The organism is Aeromonas molluscorum 848 (genome assembly GCF_000388115.1).
GTDB lineage: Bacteria > Pseudomonadota > Gammaproteobacteria > Enterobacterales > Aeromonadaceae > Aeromonas > Aeromonas molluscorum.
Genome location: NZ_AQGQ01000076.1, coordinates 1 through 18,516 on the forward strand (window position 1 = coordinate 1; position 18,516 = coordinate 18,516).

Below are 18,516 nucleotides of genomic sequence, written 5' to 3' on the forward strand. Positions count from 1 at the left end.
TAGCTCAAAAATGCCCCGAGGGCAAATCTGCGCTATCACAGCGTCTGACCTTGGAACTGTCCGAAAATCCTGAATCAGGGAATCCGGACACCTCCACGCGTCTGACCTTGGGACTGTCCAAAAATGGTCCAAGCCCAAATCTGGACACCACCCAGCGTCTCCCTCCGCTCTGCCCTTTATCGCCTATCAACATTGTCCATCCAAGCAAGGAAAGGAGAGGGAGTTATCTATAAGTAATCTGTAGGTACTTATCCTGTGGCCCCTATGCACAGGGAAATCCGGAAGGGGGTAACGAAACGGGACGCCACCTTTTAGTGACCCCCCGAGGTCTGTCTGGAGGGGGTAACAAAATCCTGAATCAGGGAAATGTGACCCCGAGGTCCATCTGGAGGTCCCCAAACGGGGGAGCACATTTTGGGGACCCCCGATGTTCGTCTGGAGGGGTCTCAAAATCGGGAATCCCGAAAATGTGCCCCCGAGGTCTGTCCTTGAGGTTGTGCGAAATGCTGTGATGACATTTGGCACCACCCCGAGGTCCATCCTTGAGGTGGCCCCAAACGTCCCAACGGCTTTTGGGTCCACCCGAGGGGTAGCCAAACCACGCCATGTGTTTTAGCAACCCCCGAGGTCCGCCTTGGTGAGTGGCGAAAATGGTGGTGTAACAAATCCGCCAGTACCCCGAGGTCCGCCTTGCGATACGCCGAAAATGCCCTTGCGGCAAATCCGGCGTATTCCCGAGGTCCGTCCTTCAGGTTCCGGAAAATCGGGAATCCCGAAAAACCGGAAGAGGTCCCGAGGACGACCTGAAGCTGCCTTGGCAGAACTGCGGAATCCGCAAAAATGCCACCCCGAGATCTCCCCCAGCCCTCTCCGTGCAACTGAAGGAGAAGCGTGACAGACGGACGCTAGTGCGTCTATCGCTGCGATTCTGGAGAAGCACAAGGAAGGCATGAGCAACCGTGCGATTGCAAGGCTGTTCAAAATGAGCCCTAACAACGGACACAACGTTGTTAAAGAAGTCATAGAGAATGCACTGGTTGAAAATGGGGATTCCCCAAAATCAACCACCCCCGAGGTCAGTCCCTCTGTTGTCCCGAGGATGACCCTGCGTCTGCCTTACCGAAAATGCCCTAGGGGCAAATCCGGTAGCCCCTGCGTCTGCCTTACCGGAAATGTTAGCGTAACAAATCCGGTAGCCCCATGTGACCCTTACCGAAATAGCGGATTCCGCTAAATCGGTAGCCCTGCGTCTGCCTGACAGAAAATCCTGAAACAGGAAAATCTGTCACCCCTGCGTCTGCCTGCGCGAAAATCCGGAATCCGGAAAACCGCTCACCCTCCCTTTCTCCCTGCCCATAGCGATACACCTATCAACTCACAAGGAGCCGCTATGACTGCAATCTCTATCACCTCGATGCTCTCTGAGAAACACGCAATGAACCGCGCACATCCGGAAGCCGTCAATGAACGCCTGCGCATGATCACCTTCCTTGTCACCAGTGAGCCGAAGAAGTACCTGAAGAACCGCTGGGAGCTGAAGCGTATGGCAATCATGGAGACGCTGAACCTGACCCCTGCCGAGTACGGATACACGACCGAAGCGATCAACCGTGAGGCCAAGGCTAAGCGTGACTCTGAGATCCTGCGTCTGTACGGGGATGGACTGAGCGGGCGAGCCATTGCGAAGGAGCTGGGGCTGAACCAAAAGACTGTTTCAAACGTGATCCGCCGTCACTTGGATGACTGATGGACGTGGCTGGGAGGGGTCTCAAAATCCGGAAAATGTGCCCCCTGTCTCCCGCCTTCCCAAAAATCCCAAATTGGGAAAATTGGGAACCCAGCGTCCCCCTGCCGAAAAATCCTGAATCAGGAAAATCGGGCACCCTTTCGATCCCCCTGTCCGGAAATGCGGAATCCGCAGAATCGGACACCCCCAGCGTCCACCTGCCCGAAAATGCGGAATCCGCAAAATTGGGCACCCTCTCGATCCCCCTGTCCAAAAATCCGGAATCCGGAAAAATGGATACCTCTAGATCCCCCTGTCCGGAAATCGGGAATCCCGAAAATCGGACACCCTCTCGCCTCCCTCCGGATTTCCCTGACCTAAGAACGTATGAGGACGCTCCAAAGCGCGTAACTCAAGGACCAGCCCGTGGGGAAACCTGCGGGCTCCCTTTTTCTACGTCCTGACTCCCTTTCCCTCTTTCTCTTTGGCCGAAGGGCCATCCACCTATCAACAAGGAAAAACAACTATGTCTGCTTACGGCACTTTCCCGACTTTTCAAAACGTAACCCATGTAGGTCAGAACAACGGTCAAGGCGATACCCGAGCCCTATTCATGAAGCTGTTCGCTGGTGAAGTCCTGACGATGTTCCGCAATCAATGCGTCTCCTTGGACACCACCCGAGTGATGACCCTGAAGGGCGGCAAAGCATTCGATTTCCCTGTACTTGGCATGAGCCACAATGCGAAGTACCACAAGCCCGGCGAGCTGATCCAAGCTGGCGGCATCAAGAACGTCCTGCGCACTGTCACCGTCGATGACGTCGCTGTGGCTGCTGTGTTCGTGGCAGAACAAGACGAAGACCTGAGCACCTTTGAGGTTCGCTCTCACTATGCCCGTGAGCTGGCCTATGAGCTGTCGAACATGATCGACAAGAACGTCTTCCGGACCATCGCCAAGGCTGCCTTCATTACCAACAAAGAGCTGGCTATCGCTCAATTCGGTGAGAACGGCGTACTGGATGACGAGACCTTCACCGAGAACATTACCCTGCGAGCAACCGATGCGGCAGGCCGTCCGATGACCCGTGGTCAACAAATCGTGGACGCTATCTACCGTGCCCGCACCGAGTTCCGTAAGGCAAGCGTCCCAGGCATCCCTGTGTGTGTCCTGAAGCCGGACGACTTCGAGGCTCTGACTAATGCGGCTGCTGGTATCGGCAACATGGCATGGCTGGATAACCGCTTCTTGGGCCAGACTGGCGAGGACAAGTCCAACGGTAACGCTGACACTGGCCTGCGCATTGCCGGTATGAAGGTCTACGAGTCCAACAACCTGCCGGACCAAGATGAAAGCAATGGCCTGATCGGCTCACCGGAACCCCTGAGCGTGGAAGACGGTGGCTCTGGCCGTACCGCTGCGTACCGTGGGAACTTCTCCAAGCTGCTTGGCTTGGTCTACACGAAGGACTGCGCGGCTACCGTGAAGGTGCGAGACATTGTGACCCAGTGGGTCCCCGAGCCTCTGCGTGTCGGTAACACCGCGCTGGCTAAGATGTTCGTCGGTCACAACATCCTGCGTCCGGCCTGTGCGGTCGCTCTGCTGGAAGCGTAACAGGGATTTCCCTGACCAAAGGATGGAGAGAGGTTTCCGGTCAGGGTCCTCTCTTCCTCTGGTGATTTGCATAGCTAACGGTCATGGTTGTGAATCCTTAGACCCCCATGCGTAGTTCCTGTGGTTAACACGGGGGCTGCCCTTGGGGGTTCTTCTTTGAATAACGTTACTCTGGCCTATTACCTCTCAACTTCAAGGAGACCTTATGTCTACTCAAACTCAACACCCGAACATGCAACGAAAGAAGCCCCAAGCCCGTACCACTGCAATCCTGTGGGAAGACGTTATCCCCAAGGCTGACGCTCTGACCCTCCATTTCTCCAAGCAAGCAGGCTTTGCCCTGACTCGCACCCAGATGCTCAACGCACTGATTAACCGTGAGTTCGACAAACTGCGCTCTCAAGGTGAACTGGCTGGGGAGGTGCAGTGATGGACTACCAGACCGCCGACTACGGCTTCAGCGTGGAGACCTGCGACCTGCCCTCCTACTCCAGCGGCGTGAACGACCAAGGGGAAGCCCTCTATGAACTCGATGGGATCGAAATGACCAAGGCACAGGCCGAGGACTTCAAGGACTACTTCTTCGACGACGAGGACGATCACTCGCTTTCCCAGGACAACGACACCGAGTCCCTACCGGACACCATTCTTTCAGGCTTGAACGCTGTGAATGACGCGCTGGGAGGCGGTGGAGTCGCTGAGTTCTACGCTGACGAGCTGCTGGGTCTAGGCGAAAGCCGAATGGACTCTGTGGTCTCTTCTTCCGGCATGAGTCGGGAGGAAATCCAGTCCCATGCAACAGCGGTAATGATCGACATGGCCGCACAGGTAGGAATGCCCAGCGACTACCTGATGAACGAGCCTCAGAACGACATTAACAGCGTCCGCTCGCTTAACTCCCAGTCTGGCTTGAAGCTGCTGCGGGAGGCTATCGCTGACGGTATCGCTGGGGAATACGACTCCGCGATGACCAAATGGGATCGCCTGCGTCGCGCCCTGCAATCCGTCAAATAACCCACTTTCTCTAACCCCTAGTTACCCCATACCACAACCATCCGGAAAGCCTCTGCGGCCTTCTGGAGGGGCCACTGTGCCCGTCTCAACACACACACAAGGAAACCGACATGAACAAAATCACCATTGCTGACCTGTCCGAAGAACTGCTGGACGTAATCAACGGCCAACGCGCTGTTATCAACAAACTGGCCGAACTGGCTGGCCTGTCTTCTGGACAAGTCCGAGTGCTCCAGATGGAAGCCTCCCAGCGACACCAACGGGCCAAGGCTGCTGAAGCGAAGGCCAAGGCCAACCGTGAAGCCTACGAAGAGGATCACCAACAGATGGCCGCTTGGGTCTACGCCACCCGCTTCGACTTCAACAATGCGAAAGAGTGGGGCAAAGCAGCGGCGACTGAATGGCTGGTTATCTGTGAACGCAACGGCTCCGAGCATGGCCGCGATCACTCCTTTAAGTACCACGAGCCAACCCAAGACGAACTGCTGGAGGCCCTGAAGGATCTGGAGGGCTGGAGTCGTGCGACTGAAGAACACAACAAGGACCGCCGCGAACATGCCCAGCGGACCCTTCCGAAGGTCAAGGCCAAGCTGGCTGCCCTGCTGACCGCTTAAAGCAATCCACGGGGGAGGCCCAGCGTCTCCCCTGCTCTACCGAAGGAACCTATCAACATGACCGCTAATGAAACCTTTCTTGTCCATCCCAGCGACTTCGTGAAGCGCCTTCAAGCCTTCGCCACTCTGACCCTTGGCCGCCGTCCGTCTACTGGTCAGGTGCAGAACGCAATCAACCGGTACGTCATGCAATCCCACGGGACAGACCGAGAGTCGATGCTTGCGCTTGCCCGTGAGCTGTTCCCGACAACCGAACAGGAGGCCGCCTGATGATCACCATTGAGGACTGGAGCCACATACGCAAAGCCAAGATCCGTCATGCCCTCTTTTGCGTGGCCTATCGGAGGCTCCAAGGGGCCACCTTCATGACCGCCTGCCGGACTACCGCAAAGCGTCTGAAGCTCCATGAACCGACCCTCCGCCTTCTCGCAAGGCATTACATCAAGACCACCGGAGACAACACCAAATGACCCAACAGTACACCTACACACTCGCCACTGATGGCGCTTGCAACACCAACCACACCAAAGCGTCAGTCCGAGTGGCTGGCTGGGGTTTCCTTGCCGTCCGTAGCGATGGCCGCAAAGTTGAACGCTGCGGCTTCTGCGTGGGCGCTGGGGAGTCCAACCAGACCGGAGAACTGGAAGCAGTCATTCAAGGGCTGTCACTCCTTAAACCTGGCTCTGTCGTCGAGGTCCTGACGGACTCCGCCTATGTGATCAATGGGGCGACCCAGTGGTTAGCCGGATGGAAGGCGAAAGGATGGAAGAGGGCCGACAACAAGCCAGTCCAGAACAGGGACCGCTGGGAACAGTTGGATAACCTGCTGAACACCCGCCAAGTGACCTTCAAGAAAGTGAAGGGACACAGCGGCCACCCGATGAACGAACGAGCGGATCAACTGGCTGTGGCCGGAATGAATCGCGCTGGAATGTAAAACCGATCAACACACTCAACTATTGGCGCTCCTACGTGAAATTTCAGGAAGAGTCTGGGGGATTGACCCCGAGATTTCACGTAGGGGCGCGATGCTAAAGGAGAAAATGACATGACTATTCGCCAAAGTGGCTTTGGTTCCCTTGAACCGACCCGCCAAGTAACCGCACAGCGTTATCAAGCGTCTGTGGCCCCTGCTCCCCGCCAACTGTCCGGCCTTGAGAAGCTGGCAGAGTTCGGGATGCAGTCCCTCAAGTACAAGCACCAGATAGACCAAGAGGTCCTTCAGGCTGACCTGTCGATTGCCGTGGAGAAGTACGAAGACGCGATCAAGGGGATGGACCCTTCAGACTTCGCCAAGGACCCTGAAGGCTCTCTGAAGGCAGCAGGGATCGACGACCTCTATGGTCTGATCGAGAAGGCCCCTATCGGTCGTCAAAGCGAAATCCGCAAGAAGATTGACTACCTGCGGGACAAGACCACTGCAAGCATGGCAGCAGCCCACGACACCCGTGAGAAGGTACGGGCAGCCGTCTACAACACCTCCAACGAACTGCGGGCAACTGGGGACGTCTCACCGGAACACTGGGAATCCGTCATGGCTCTCAAGGGTGAGGCCCAGCAACACGCCATCGCCTCTATGGCCCAAATCGCTATCACAGAGGGACGCATGGAGTTGTTCGACCGGATGTCCCAAGACCAACGCTTGGCCCCTGAGCTGCACGACAACGTGGAGGTCTGGAAGCGTCAGGCCCAGTCCATGATCGACGCCAAGAAGCGCGAGGAAGAAGCAGCAGCACGACGCCGAGCAATCGAGGTCAACAAGGCACACAAGGAAGCCCTGAAGGCCCAGCGCCAGATGGCAGTCCTTGGGATGCTCTCACACGGGGACCCCAATGGAGGTCGTGATGTCTCTCGCACCTATCAACGATGGGGTCAAGAGGGACGAGGTGGAATGGGCTGTCCGGTCTAACCCTGCGCTGCACCGCACAGTGGCCGCAACGTCCGTCCTGAACACCGACAAGCACCTGATGGAAGCGATGTTTGCTAACCCCGTGTCCCCTGACGGCAAGACCCCCTCCCAGACCTTCCAAGCAGCAGCGAATACCCTCCAGATGTACCTAGACGTGCGTGGAGGTGTGGACGCTCTGGAAGGCGTAGGGCTGACCAAGACACAACGGCAGGCTGTCCAAGCAGCCCTGATGTTAAGTCGGAAGTCTGGGGAAGATTTCGCTGGGTCTCTGTATCGGTCCCTCACCACCGCAACCCCTTACATGCTTCCGGTCAATTCAGCAGATGAACGGAAGAGGGACAGCGAGGTGATGGCTGGCTTGAACATGACACAGCGAGAGGCATACAAGCGCGAGAAAGAGGGCCTGATGCACTTCGGCCTGTCCCCTGCGGAAGCTTCTGAGAAAGCCGCTGAGTACGTCACAGCGGACACCCACGACGCCAATGGTGTGACCGTTACCGGCATTACCGGAGTGCGTAACATGCTGGGGGAAACGCTAGGTGTTCACATCGAAGACAAGGTGCTGAATGAGGTTCTTAACACGACCATCGACCGTACTTTGGCGAATGCTTCCAGCGCATACTTCGGGACCAACCAGCCGCTGGACAAGTGGCACCAGTTTACCGACATGGACGGGACGCTGATCTTCCAGCACAAAGACAATTTCGGCCTGATGGTGCAAGTCACACCTGACATGTTCAAGAAGACTGCCAGCGAGTTCAAACAGCAGGACGTCACCTACGGTAAGGACGAACCGTCCCGCCGCACGGAACACGCTGACCAGTACGAACAGGTAGGCGCTGGCTATCCGGTGCGTAAGCTGAAGGACGTATCGAGCAACCCCTTCGAGTCATTCTTCCGCTAATCCAATCGACCCCTAGAAACCTCTGGGGGTCATTCTCCCTGACCTAAGCAATACATCCGGTCACTCCCCGACCGTCACTCAATCAACCAATCATCGCGTCTTTATGTCGTGCTTCTTCTGCTGCTCCAGCTTGCCTATGGGTTAAGCGGTGAGGGCTTGCTGGAGGGGGAACGGCATGAGAGGCACAACATAAGGAACCCATTTATGAAGATCACTTTCAACGGTAACACCTTCACTATCCCCACCAACGAGCAAGGGCAATACCATGCGACAGCTCTGAGTCAGGCTTGGGCCGCTGCTGGCGGTCAGGTCCGCGCTCTCGATCATTGGACGCGCTCTCTGGACGAAAACCAGATGCGCAAATTTGGCGCATGTACCAGCAAAGCCCGTGCTGACCGTGGAGGCGGCACTTGGGTAAACAAGCGTGGTCTGCTGGCCTTCGCTGCCTACTGCTCCAGCGAGTTCGAGGATGCAGTCTTTGACGCTTTCGACGAACTGACCAAGGGCAACACCATGCAGGCAGCCGCTATCGCTGAGTCTGTCGCTGTGTCCCCTGAGCTGCTGGAGAAGCATGACGCCACCCGCAAGGCCATGAATGATGCAATCAAGGCCAAGGGGATCGACATGTGCGGGAAAGCCTACGGCAACTTTTACCGGCTGGCCTGCAAGGCTGCCACTGGGTATGTCCCTTCTGTCCTTACAGGCAAGAATGGGTCAGCCAAGGAGTACATAAAGCAGGTATCCAACGCCCCCTGTATGAACGCTCTGATCGCTTGCATGGAGACGATCACAATGGGCCTGAAGGTAGGGCTGGATTATCACAAGGTCGCCGCCATGCTCAACGTGGAGACCTCACAGAATGGTGAACTGCTGGGGTGATACGTGGCCTTCACGTCATAGCCCACACCACCTATGTCCTCTGAAATTCAGAAGACTACCTGACAACCAAACGACAAAGCCCCCTTGGCGGACTTCAGGATCAGATAGACGCACTAGCGTCCGTCAGACCTGATGTTCACCGAGGGGGCTTTTTTTTGAGGTGGTTACTTATTGAACAACTTGAGGAACTGGGACATGTAGTCAGACGCAAGCATGCTCTCAACGGCTTCGAGCTGGCGTGAGTAGTCATGGCCGGATGAATAGAGGCCATAAGACATGGTTAGCCCTTTGGTCCCGTGCCCCACTATTGGCGCTGTAACATCCTCTGGGATGCCTGCACGTTGGTAGGCTGTGATAGCCATACCACGTAAGCTGTGGAAACCCTTGGTGCGATCTCTGACGCCTGTGGCAGCCTCTTTCAACTTGCCAAACTTGCTGGACCACCCGTGGGGGTTCTTCGACTTAGGGACAGGCCACACGTTACCGACAACGCATTGCCTGAGTTCTTCCCAGAGACCGAGCGGAAGAGGGAAGGCACGGATGGAGTTTGCCGTCTTGCCTGCCTTGATACGCACCAGCGGGACGCCTTGGCTAACCTCAAAGGAATCAGCCTGAAGACCAATAATCTCGCTTAGACGGCAGCCAGTGATAAGTCCGAACTTCGTCAACATGCGAAGATCATGAGGTGCCTTCTCGACGATTTGGGCCATCTCTTCAAGCGTGAAAGGGGCGTATGACTGGGAATCGCCTGTGCTCTTGATTCCTGCGCTCTTGAATGGGTTATCCCCTTCCACGCTCCGAGTGAGATAGCAGTTTTCCCACACAAGGGACAAAGCCGACAAGTAACCAACCCGTGTGCTATCGCTCTTGCTACCAGCCAGGGAGTCAAGCCACAAAGTCACGTCCCTCCGCTCCACATCCTTCAGTAAAACCGCTGGACGACCAAGGAAGGATCCAAGGCTTTCTGCTGCGTGTTTGGCGCGACTCAACGTTGCCGGGGCTGCGGCTTTAAGGCCCTTCGCGGCCTTGCCCTTCTCACTCTCGATGAACGCCGTAGACGCCTCTTTTAGCGTAATGGCGTACTTGTCGATGACATCCTGCTCCCCGTGGATGGCCAACTTTATGGCATCCGCCAGCTCTTCATCCCCCCGAGCTATTGCAGCCTCAACGTCATAGGCATGGCGTAGTCCTTCAGGTTCAACGATAACCTCTTGTCCATCTGGCAACACGACCGCTTCAATCCGCAGCTCTGCTTCCCTGATGGCCTGTTGAATCTCTTCGATGTAAGCGTTAAATCGCAGACGCTTGGGGGCTTCTTCAGCCTGTGCCACCAACCGGTCAAAGTTGGCAATGATGAGGTCACGCTTCCTCTGGGCTTCTTTGAGGTCGCCTGTTTGTAACGTCTTTGTGTAGAGCCTCCGACCACCAAACATCGGCAAGCCACGGATAGCCTTGGGGACATTCCACACCAAGTACCAGCCATTTGCCTTCTGCTGTAAGGCCCAAGTCTCACGCCTTCTCATACACACCTCACTTATGCTAGTCTTACCACAAAAGTTACCGCCAATGTTTCCATCTTTGCGCTGTAAGTTGTTGATTAGCTATAAATTCAATGCGTTACACATGGAGTCAAAAGATAATGAACTTCATGTCATTGACTCGGGTGACCTCAACAAAAGGGCGCGAATTATAGCAGAACTTGCCGCCATCGCCTACCGGCATGGCATAGCGGCCGCCATGGCGGGCCCTGCACCTCTCGCCAGCCCGCGCCGCGATTTGCCGGGCCCGGACGAACTGGGTATATTGCCCCTCCTCTGTTACTGACGACGCAAGCGGCGATCACTTCGAGATGAAGACCTTTATCTATTACCCCGGCATGGAGGTGCGCGATGAGCTCTGGCTCAAGTTCGCACTACTCTGGCTGGAACGGCTCGCCTTCGTATTCACCCTGAGCGAGCAGAGCCAACTGCCGCCCCTGCTCAATCAACTGGCTCATCGCAGCACTCTGCTGGCGCCACCGCCCAGTGCCGCCGACTTCGATGCCATCACGCCCCAGTTAATAGAACAACTAGGCACCCTGCTCGCCCCGACCTTTATCCGCCACCGGGTATTTGGCAACAAGGCGCTCATCGCCCGCTGGCAACAAGCCGCCAATCACGACTGCTTCTGCCCGTCCCAGGCCGGGTTGACCCATCTGCACCAATACTGCCTGGCCCATCATCTGGCTAGCGAGGAGAAGGGGGGAATTCGCATGGCACGGCGCCTGGCCAATCTCCTCTCCATGTACCTGGCCCGGGAGTGGGCGCTGACCCACGATGGCATTCTCATCACCGACCATGACTACCTGGATCGCCTGCTTCACCTGGCCGAGTCCCGCTATCAGCCTCAAGGTGGTCAGGACTGCTTCCACCTCGAGATAGGCCTGCGCCTGCCAACCAATCTGGCGACACTCTCCTTCGATACCCTGCTCGCCAAGCGCCACAACCCTGGCTTTACTCTGGCCCTGACCGGGTTTCATCAGGTCCTTACCACCCTTATCAAAGGACTGGAAGAGGGAAGCGCGACCCCGCAGCTGCTGATCGCGTTTACCAAGGCACGGGACCTTCTCGAGGACGAACAGAGCGAAATCGCTATCTCCTCCCCCCAGACTGCCACCATGGCGCCTCTCGTGCTGCCGCTGACCCTGCAAATCAACACAGTTGAGCCGGCTGCAGCCCAGCTCAACCGGCTGCAAGCCACCAATGCGGCATTGGCGCGGCCTCTCGTCTTCCATCCCATCAAGAAAAGCCACTTCCTGCGGCGCAAGAGCCTGCACGGCTTCACCCGCCTAGGCCAAGTCCGCCACGGCTGACCGAGTGGGAAAGAGCAGGGTCCCCCGCTCAGACTCGGCCTTCGCAAGCTATGAGGGGTCGAGCAGGGACGCCATCTGCCAGGTCTTGAAGCCGCCGGAGAGGTTCTTCACCTTGAAACCGTGCTGGCTGAGCAGGCGGCAGGCCACGTGGCCGCGCAAGCCCACCTGGCAGCTGATGAGCAGCTCTTTATCCCTTGGCAGTTCATTCAGGCGACCGCGCAGTTCATCGAGGGGGATGTGCAGGGCTCCGGGGATGCGACCCAGCTTGTCGAGTTCGGGGCCATTGCGCACATCCAGCACCATCTGATGAGAATGACGGGCATTGACCTCGGCGGCGTGGCAAAGGATGGTGTCCCCCTTCAAGTGGTTGCTCGCCACGAAGCCCACCATGTTGACCACATCCTTGGCCGAGCCGAATGGCGGCGCATAGGTGAGATCCAGATCCTGCAAGTCAAACACCGTCAGCCCGGCGCGCTGGGCCACCGCCAGTACGTCGATTCGCTTGTCGACCCCATCCTTGCCGATGGCCTGGGCACCGTAGATCTTGCCATCGGGGGCGAACAGCAGCTTGAGGCTGACCGGATGGGCGCCCGGGTAGTAACCGGCGTGACTGCCCGGATGCACATAAGCCTTCTCGAACGGCAGGCCCAGCTGCACCAGTCGCTTCTCGTTGAGCCCAGTGCTCGCCACCGCCAGATCGAACAACTTGCAGATGGCGGTGCCCTGGGTCTGCTTGTAGGTTTCGCTTCGCCCCAGCATGTTGTCGGCGGCGATGCGCCCCTGGCGGTTGGCCGGGCCCGCCAGGGGGATCAGCACGGACTCGCCGGTGACGAAGTCGGTCTCCTCCACCGCATCCCCCACCGCATAGATGAAGGGATCCGAGGTACGCATGCCGGCATCCACCTTGATGCCGCCGCGGGGCCCCAGCGCCAGCCCGGCCTTTGCCGCGAGCAGGGTCTCGGGCTTGACGCCGATGGCGAGGATCAAAAGGCCGGTGTCAAGATGTGAGCCATCACTCAGGGTCAGGCGCAGGCCGCCACGTTGGGGAGTCGGCACCTCCGCCGTCTTCTCGGCCTGCACATCCAGACTCTCGATGGCAGAAAGGCCGGTACGCAGGCGCAGGTCGACTCCCTCTTCGCGGATGCGGGCATGGAGCAGGTTGGCCATCTCTTTATCGACCGGCGCCATCACCTGATCGGAGAGCTCCAGCAGGGTGACCGCAAGCTTGCGCTGATGCAGCGCCTCCATCATCTCCAGCCCGATGAAACCGCCGCCAACTACGGTGACATGGCGCGGCTTGTCGTGGTGCAGGGCCGCCAGGATGCGATCCATGTCGGGGATGTTGCGCAGGGTATGGACATGGGGGCTGTCGATGCCGGGGAAAGGAGGACGGATTGGCGCGGCCCCCGGGCTCAGCAGCAGTTGATCGTAAGGCTCGCGCCGCTCTTCACCGGTTTGCAGATTGCGCACCAGCAATGTCTTGCCTGCCCTGTCGATGTCAATCACATCGTGAAAGACCCGGACATCCACATTGAAGCGGCGCTTGAAGCTCTGTGGCGTCTGCAACAGCAGGGCATCCCGCTCCAAGATGTCGCCACCGATATGATATGGCAGACCGCAATTGGCGAAGCTGACAAACTCGCCCCGCTCGAACATTACAATCTCGGCCTCTTCACTCAGGCGACGGGCGCGGGCCGCCGCCGAGGCGCCGCCAGCCACACCGCCAACAATCAGGATCCGTTTCATCAGCAAGACTCCAGTCAACGATAGATTGCCACCACATTAGACTTTGCTAATTTAGATTTCAACGAATTTTTGTTTGCACGCAATATGCAGTATTCTTGGCCCTCCGGCAGTCGCTCAACAGGATGTTTTCCCTCATGTCGTCTATCGCACTTCGTCAACCAGTGCCCACCTCGTCCACGCCCCTCTTCTTTCGCCTGGATGCTCGTAGCCAACGACTGGTTGCCCTGACGGATGTGATGCAAACCCCACTGCACTGGCTCGATGAACCCAGAGCTCCCTGGCCTGCCCAGTTGCCGGAGGCCCTGCGCGGCCCGATAGAGCAGATGCTGGCCAACGGCCAAAGCGGTCGGTTGCATCTTCGCTTTGCCGGCATCCTCTGGCAGATTGCCCTCTCCCACGAGCAGGATGCCTTCTGGCTCATCTGCCTGCAGGCTCAGTCCCAGGAAGTCACTGCCGATCTTGCCCTTCACCTGCCCAGATTCAGCCAGATGGCGGGGCAGCAGCAGTTCGCCCCCATGCTCGAAAGCCTGAAAGAGACCCTGGGGGCAGACCGGCTCGCCCTCTGGCATTACCAAGCCAGCGGTAGCTTGGGCGGCGAACAGCTCACGCCCGTCTTCTCTCTCGGATGGGATGGCGCCGATACCGGCACGGCAGCCATGCCGCTTGCGGCCATTCGAGGCGACAGCCGTTACATTCGCGCCCTGCGCACCCGCAAGGCATTGAGCTTCTCCGAAACCGCCCACCAACCCATGCTCAGCCAGCACTACTACCTGAGCGAGGACAATGTCCACTCACGCCTCGATGCCGCCCTGCTTGACCAGGACAAGCTCATCGGCGTGCTCAGCCTGGAGTACCGGACCCCCACGCTGCTCAACGAGGAGATGTTGCAACTGGTGCGCCACTGCGCTCAGCAACTGGGCCACTGGCAACCTCAGGCTGAGGAGATGGGCAGCGAGGCCACCCGCACGCTGTCCCTCCCCGGCGAACTCAGTCTGATGACGGGCATCGACTATTGTGAAACCCTGGTGAGCTGGGCCTGCCACATCAGTGGCGCCAGCCTGGGGTGGGTGGGTGAATACCAACCGAGGGGCAAGGATCTCTGGGTCATACCGCGGCATGTCCGGCTCCAGGGTGAACCGCAACACTGGCCCGCCATGGGACTGGATCCCGGCCCCAGCGCCGAGCTGTTTCACCACGGTCAGGCGCTCTATATCGAAGATCTGGCACTGCGCTATCCCAGAGCCACCAAATTGCTCAGTCACGATGCCAAGGCCTTCATCGGCATTCCCCTGAGCCTGCCGAACCTGGGCCCCATAGGTCAGCTCATCTTGCTGCTTGACCAGCCACTGGCCGATCCCATGCCGCTGCTCGACGTGCTCACCTCCCAGGCCAAGCGGGCCGCCATCGAACTGCAACGTCTGGCTGCAGACGATGCCCTGCGCCTGGCCGAGGTCGCCTTCAATACCCACGATGGTCTGCTGGTGGCCGACAGCCAAGGCACCATCCTCAAGGTGAACAAATCCTTTTGCCGCATCACCGGCTTTGAGGAGAGAGAGATGGTGGGCCAGCACATTGACCGATTGCGCCCCCCCTATTACGGCGATCGCCTCAAAGAGGAGGTGTGGCAGGCAGTCCGCCGTCAGGAGCTATGGATTGGGGAGGAGCAGTGTCTCAATCAGGCTGGCAACCTGTTCCCGGTCAGATTGATGGTGAGCGGTGTCAGAAATGAGCATGGCGAAATCGGCCACCTGGTCTGCAGCTTCTATGACGTCAGCAAGGAAAAGGAGGCGGCCCGCAATATAGAACAGCTCGCCTACTACGACGATCTGTGCGGCCTTTATAACCGCCGCAGCCTGACCGATGCCCTCAATCGCACCCTGAGCGAACCCAATGGTCAATGGGGAGCCCTGTTGCTGGTCGATCTGGATAACTTCAAGTCGATCAACGACTCCCTGGGCCATGCCTATGGCGACATGTTGCTACAGGCCGTGGTTGTACGCCTCAAGGAGCTGCCCCAGGAAAATCTGGTACTGGCCCGGACCTCGGGGGACGAGTTCGCCCTGCTGTTCACCGCCCTGGGCCAGGGATATGTGACCGCCAAGATATTGGCAGAGCATTTTGCCCGCGAATTGATGGGCCAATTCCGGGCTCCTTTTGACATCGAATCCCACAAGCTGCATTGCAGCGCCTCGATTGGCATCAGCCTGTTTTCGGGAGAGGACAAGGATCACCTGATCCTGATGCAACAGGCCGATACCGCCGCCCACATGGCAAAGCGCGGTGGACAGGGCAGCTATGTGTTCTTCAGTCAGGCCATGGCCGAAAAGGAGCGCAGCAAGCTTGCCATCAGCAACCAGCTGCGCGATGCCTTGCGCAATCACGAACTGCTGTTGCACTACCAGCCGCAGTACCGGGTCGACAACGGCGCCCTGTCCGGCATAGAAGCCCTGCTGCGTTGGCAGAGGAGCGACGGCACCATGGTGCCGCCAGGGGAGTTCATTCCCATCGCCGAGGAGACCAGCCTCATCCAGGATATCGGCTACTGGGTGATGAAGACGGCCTGCGCCCAGTACAGTTTCTGGCTCAATCAGGGATACAAGATCCCCCACCTGTCGGTCAACGTCAGTGCCCGCCAGTTCCACACTGCAGGTTTCGTGCAACAGGTAGAGTACATACTGCGCGACACCGGCGTCCCCCCCTCCCGCCTTTTGCTGGAGATAACCGAATCCGTGGTATTGGAGAACAGGCTGGAGAGTATCGCCCGCATGCACCAGCTCAAGGAGCTCGGCATCTTGCTCTCCATCGATGATTTTGGCACCGGCTACTCATCCCTCGCCTATCTGCGCGATCTGCCGGCAGACGAGGTCAAGCTGGATCGCAGCTTCATTCACACCCTGGTGCACAGTGAACAGGACAGAGCCATCGTCAAGGCCATTCTCGATCTGGCCCGGGTGTTTCGCTTCACCGTCACTGCCGAAGGGGTCGAAGAACAAGAGCAGCTCGACATACTCAAGCATCTTGGCTGCCAGCACTACCAAGGCTTCCTCACCAGTCGCCCACTGCCGGTCAAAGCACTGGAGAGTCTGCTGACTCCTTTGCCAGCCAGCTAAACAAGTATGCTTTATAGGGCTTTTCGTAATAAAATAACGGCCTGCTCGAAACGCTGGAGTACCCTATGTCTGTTATTGGTCGCATTCATTCCGTAGAAACCTGCGGCACCGTCGATGGTCCTGGAATACGCTTCATCGTCTTCATGCAGGGCTGCCTGATGCGCTGCAAGTACTGCCACAACCGCGACACCTGGGACACCCAGGGTGGCCGGGAAGTGACGGTTCCTGAGCTGATGCAGGATCTCACCAGTTACCGCCACTTCATGAATGCCTCTGGCGGTGGCGTGACCGCTTCCGGTGGCGAAGCCATGTTGCAACAGCCTTTCATTGCCGAGCTATTTGCGGCCTGCAAGGCCCAGGGGATCCACACCTGTCTCGACACTAACGGCTTCGTTCGCCACTACGACGAGATGCTCGACCAGGTACTCGACAACACGGATCTGGTCTTGCTTGATATCAAGCAGATCAATGACGAGAAACACATTCCCCTGACCCACGTCAGCAATAAGTACACCCTGGAGTTCGCCCGCTATCTTGCCGCCAAGGGCAAGAACATGTGGATCCGCTACGTGGTGGTACCCGGCTGGACCGATGATCCAGAGAGCGCCCATGGCTTGGGTCAGTTCATCAAGGAGCTGGGTGGATCGGTAGAAAAGGTTGAGTTGTTGCCCTACCACGAGCTTGGCAAGCATAAATGGGACGTGCTGGGAGAGACCTACGAACTGACCGGTATTCACCCTCCCAAACGGGAGACCATGGATCAGATCCAGGCTATCCTCGGCCAGTACCATGACAACGTGAAATACTGATCTCCCGCCGCGGCCAGCCCGCGGCCCCAAGGCAAGGATGCCCCCATGAGTGAAGGCCAGCTCGCGGCCCTGATCCTCTGGTTGTTACTGTTGGGCGCAAGTGTACATCGTGCGCTCTGGCACAACCTGAGGATGACCTCCCTCTATCAGCATTTGCTGCTCGGCAGCGCCATCATCCTGATCCCGCTCTGGCTGCTGCGCGCTGGCCTCCATGACGGCCTGACCATCCACTTTCTCGGTATCACCAGCCTGACCCTGCTGCTCGGCTGGCGACTGGCACTCTGGGCGCCTTGCCTCACCCTGATGCTGCTCAGCTATGCCGGAGTAGAAGAGTGGGCCAACGTTGGCTGGAACGCCCTGATTGGCATAGCACTGCCAGTGGCAACCAGCTGGTTGCTGTTTCTCGCAAGCTGGGCCTGGCTGCCGCGACACCTGTTCATCTACCTCTTTATCGCCGCCTTCCTCGGCGGGGCGCTTGCCATCTCGGTCAAGGTACTGGCCACCGCCCTGCTGCTTGGACTAAACGGTGACTACAGCTGGCAGATTATCGTCGATGACTACCTCAGCATCTGGCCGCTGCTGCTCTTTCCCGAGGCGCTGCTCAACGGCATGACCATGACCCTGCTTGCCATCTACCGACCCCACTGGGTCAGCACCTTCTTCGACCGTACCTATCTGGGCCGCTGAGCCCGATGCCAAGCGCATAAGAACCATAAAAAAGCCCGCAGCTGCGGGCTTTTTTAACGTCGGCCGTAGTACAGGTGGCATCAAAATCGATAACTCACCACCAGGTTATGGCTGTTCAAAGCAGGGTTAGGTTCATACATATGCCAGTTGGACATATGCTCAAACTGATAACCTAGGCTCCACTGCTCGTTGAAGGCATATCCCACCCCCAACCCGCTTACAAACTGAAATGGACCACCATAATCTTTGAAAGCAGCCCCCCGCTCGCCAAAAGAATGCTGTTCAAGCCATACCATCTCCAAAGGAACCCAAGTTTGCCAATGCCCCCATTGACAACCTATACGCCCCCCTCCTCCCAATCTGGCTGTCGATTCATTAGCAACCTCGAACCAGCCAACTCTTGCCCCTAATCCAAACTGACAGCCCGTCTGCCCCCATGACCAGAACATATTGTGGTACTTCAAATCGACAGTAGTGATGTTGACATTTTGGGTTGATGTTGGCTTACCAACCTGCATGAAGATCAGTTGTTGGGCATTCTCTGCTGCCACGACAACTGATGAATCCGAGACAAAAAACAACAAAATAGCAACACAGCGAGCATGAACATCCATATCCATCTCCCGATAGTGACTGAATCGCCCCGGGTTTTCTA

Annotated in this window: 19 protein-coding genes; 16 read left to right on the forward strand and 3 right to left on the reverse strand. The window is 57.7% G+C overall.

Features of this window, described 5'->3' with window-relative positions:
• The 12 genes from G113_RS21785 to G113_RS11570 all read left to right on the forward strand — a co-directional run.
• A partial coding sequence (locus G113_RS21785) for a hypothetical protein (RefSeq protein WP_236611759.1) occupies nt 1-233 on the forward strand: 233 nt, incomplete at its 5' end.
• A 1,157-nt stretch (nt 234-1,390) separates the two neighbouring features.
• A complete protein-coding gene (locus G113_RS11520) occupies nt 1,391-1,747 on the forward strand; it encodes a helix-turn-helix domain-containing protein (protein WP_005901946.1) in 357 nt (118 codons plus the stop codon).
• Nucleotides 1,748-2,369: 622 nt separating this feature from the next.
• Entirely contained in the window at nt 2,370-3,338 is a 969-nt protein-coding gene (locus tag G113_RS11525) for a major capsid protein (RefSeq protein WP_236611760.1), read from the forward strand.
• Between the two features lie 205 nt (nt 3,339-3,543).
• Entirely contained in the window at nt 3,544-3,768 is a 225-nt protein-coding gene (locus tag G113_RS11530; protein ID WP_005901953.1) for a hypothetical protein, read from the forward strand.
• Nucleotides 3,768-4,352 carry a hypothetical protein gene (locus G113_RS11535; RefSeq protein WP_005901955.1) on the forward strand — a complete coding sequence of 195 codons (585 nt, stop codon included), beginning with the start codon at nt 3,768-3,770 and terminating at the stop codon, nt 4,350-4,352. Before G113_RS11530 ends, G113_RS11535 begins: the two co-directional genes overlap by 1 nt.
• Before the next feature lie 110 nt (nt 4,353-4,462).
• A complete protein-coding gene (locus tag G113_RS11540; RefSeq protein ID WP_005901957.1) occupies nt 4,463-4,966 on the forward strand; it encodes a hypothetical protein in 504 nt (167 codons plus the stop codon).
• A 57-nt stretch (nt 4,967-5,023) separates the two neighbouring features.
• Nucleotides 5,024-5,236 (forward strand): hypothetical protein, encoded by a 213-nt coding sequence (locus tag G113_RS11545; protein WP_005343727.1) that lies wholly within the window; start codon nt 5,024-5,026, stop codon nt 5,234-5,236.
• Nucleotides 5,236-5,436 (forward strand): hypothetical protein, encoded by a 201-nt coding sequence (locus tag G113_RS11550; RefSeq protein ID WP_005901962.1) that lies wholly within the window; start codon nt 5,236-5,238, stop codon nt 5,434-5,436. Before G113_RS11545 ends, G113_RS11550 begins: the two co-directional genes overlap by 1 nt.
• Nucleotides 5,433-5,903 (forward strand): ribonuclease H family protein, encoded by a 471-nt coding sequence (locus tag G113_RS11555; RefSeq protein WP_005901963.1) that lies wholly within the window; start codon nt 5,433-5,435, stop codon nt 5,901-5,903. Before G113_RS11550 ends, G113_RS11555 begins: the two co-directional genes overlap by 4 nt.
• Nucleotides 5,904-6,014: 111 nt before the next feature.
• Nucleotides 6,015-6,875 (forward strand): hypothetical protein, encoded by an 861-nt coding sequence (locus tag G113_RS11560; protein WP_005901964.1) that lies wholly within the window; start codon nt 6,015-6,017, stop codon nt 6,873-6,875.
• Nucleotides 6,811-7,779, forward strand: coding sequence for a hypothetical protein (locus G113_RS11565; RefSeq protein WP_005901966.1), 969 nt, complete (start codon nt 6,811-6,813; stop codon nt 7,777-7,779). Before G113_RS11560 ends, G113_RS11565 begins: the two co-directional genes overlap by 65 nt.
• Before the next feature lie 204 nt (nt 7,780-7,983).
• On the forward strand, nt 7,984-8,658 hold the full coding sequence (locus G113_RS11570) for a KilA-N domain-containing protein (protein ID WP_005901968.1): 675 nt from the start codon (nt 7,984-7,986) through the stop codon (nt 8,656-8,658).
• Nucleotides 8,659-8,822: 164 nt separating this feature from the next.
• Here the strand turns inward: G113_RS11570 and G113_RS11575 are convergent, their stop codons facing one another.
• On the reverse strand, nt 8,823-10,181 hold the full coding sequence (locus G113_RS11575; RefSeq protein WP_005901970.1) for a tyrosine-type recombinase/integrase: 1,359 nt from the start codon (nt 10,179-10,181) through the stop codon (nt 8,823-8,825).
• 326 nt (nt 10,182-10,507) lie between these two features.
• Between G113_RS11575 and G113_RS11585 the strand changes: the two genes are divergently transcribed.
• On the forward strand, nt 10,508-11,509 hold the full coding sequence (locus tag G113_RS11585; RefSeq protein ID WP_005901974.1) for a hypothetical protein: 1,002 nt from the start codon (nt 10,508-10,510) through the stop codon (nt 11,507-11,509).
• A gap of 48 nt (nt 11,510-11,557) precedes the next feature.
• On the opposite strand, the gene G113_RS11590 is transcribed toward G113_RS11585, so the two are convergent.
• Complete coding sequence (locus G113_RS11590) at nt 11,558-13,255, reverse strand: FAD-dependent oxidoreductase (RefSeq protein WP_005901978.1); 1,698 nt, start codon at nt 13,253-13,255, stop codon at nt 11,558-11,560.
• 134 nt (nt 13,256-13,389) lie between these two features.
• On the opposite strand from G113_RS11590, the gene G113_RS11595 reads away from it, so the two are divergent.
• The 3 genes from G113_RS11595 (at nt 13,390) to G113_RS11605 (ending at nt 17,861) form a co-directional block, all read left to right on the forward strand.
• The gene (locus G113_RS11595) at nt 13,390-16,365 is read left to right on the forward strand and encodes a sensor domain-containing phosphodiesterase (RefSeq protein ID WP_005901979.1); all 2,976 of its coding nucleotides are present in this window, start codon (nt 13,390-13,392) and stop codon (nt 16,363-16,365) included.
• A 65-nt stretch (nt 16,366-16,430) separates the two neighbouring features.
• Entirely contained in the window at nt 16,431-17,174 is a 744-nt protein-coding gene (pflA, locus tag G113_RS11600) for a pyruvate formate lyase 1-activating protein (protein ID WP_005901980.1), read from the forward strand.
• Between the two features lie 45 nt (nt 17,175-17,219).
• Nucleotides 17,220-17,861: an energy-coupling factor ABC transporter permease gene (locus G113_RS11605; protein ID WP_005901981.1), complete on the forward strand. Its 642-nt coding sequence runs from the start codon at nt 17,220-17,222 to the stop codon at nt 17,859-17,861.
• A gap of 80 nt (nt 17,862-17,941) precedes the next feature.
• Here G113_RS11605 and G113_RS11610 read toward each other — a convergent pair.
• Nucleotides 17,942-18,516: acyloxyacyl hydrolase (locus G113_RS11610; RefSeq protein ID WP_005901982.1), on the reverse strand; the 575-nt coding region annotated here is incomplete at its 5' end.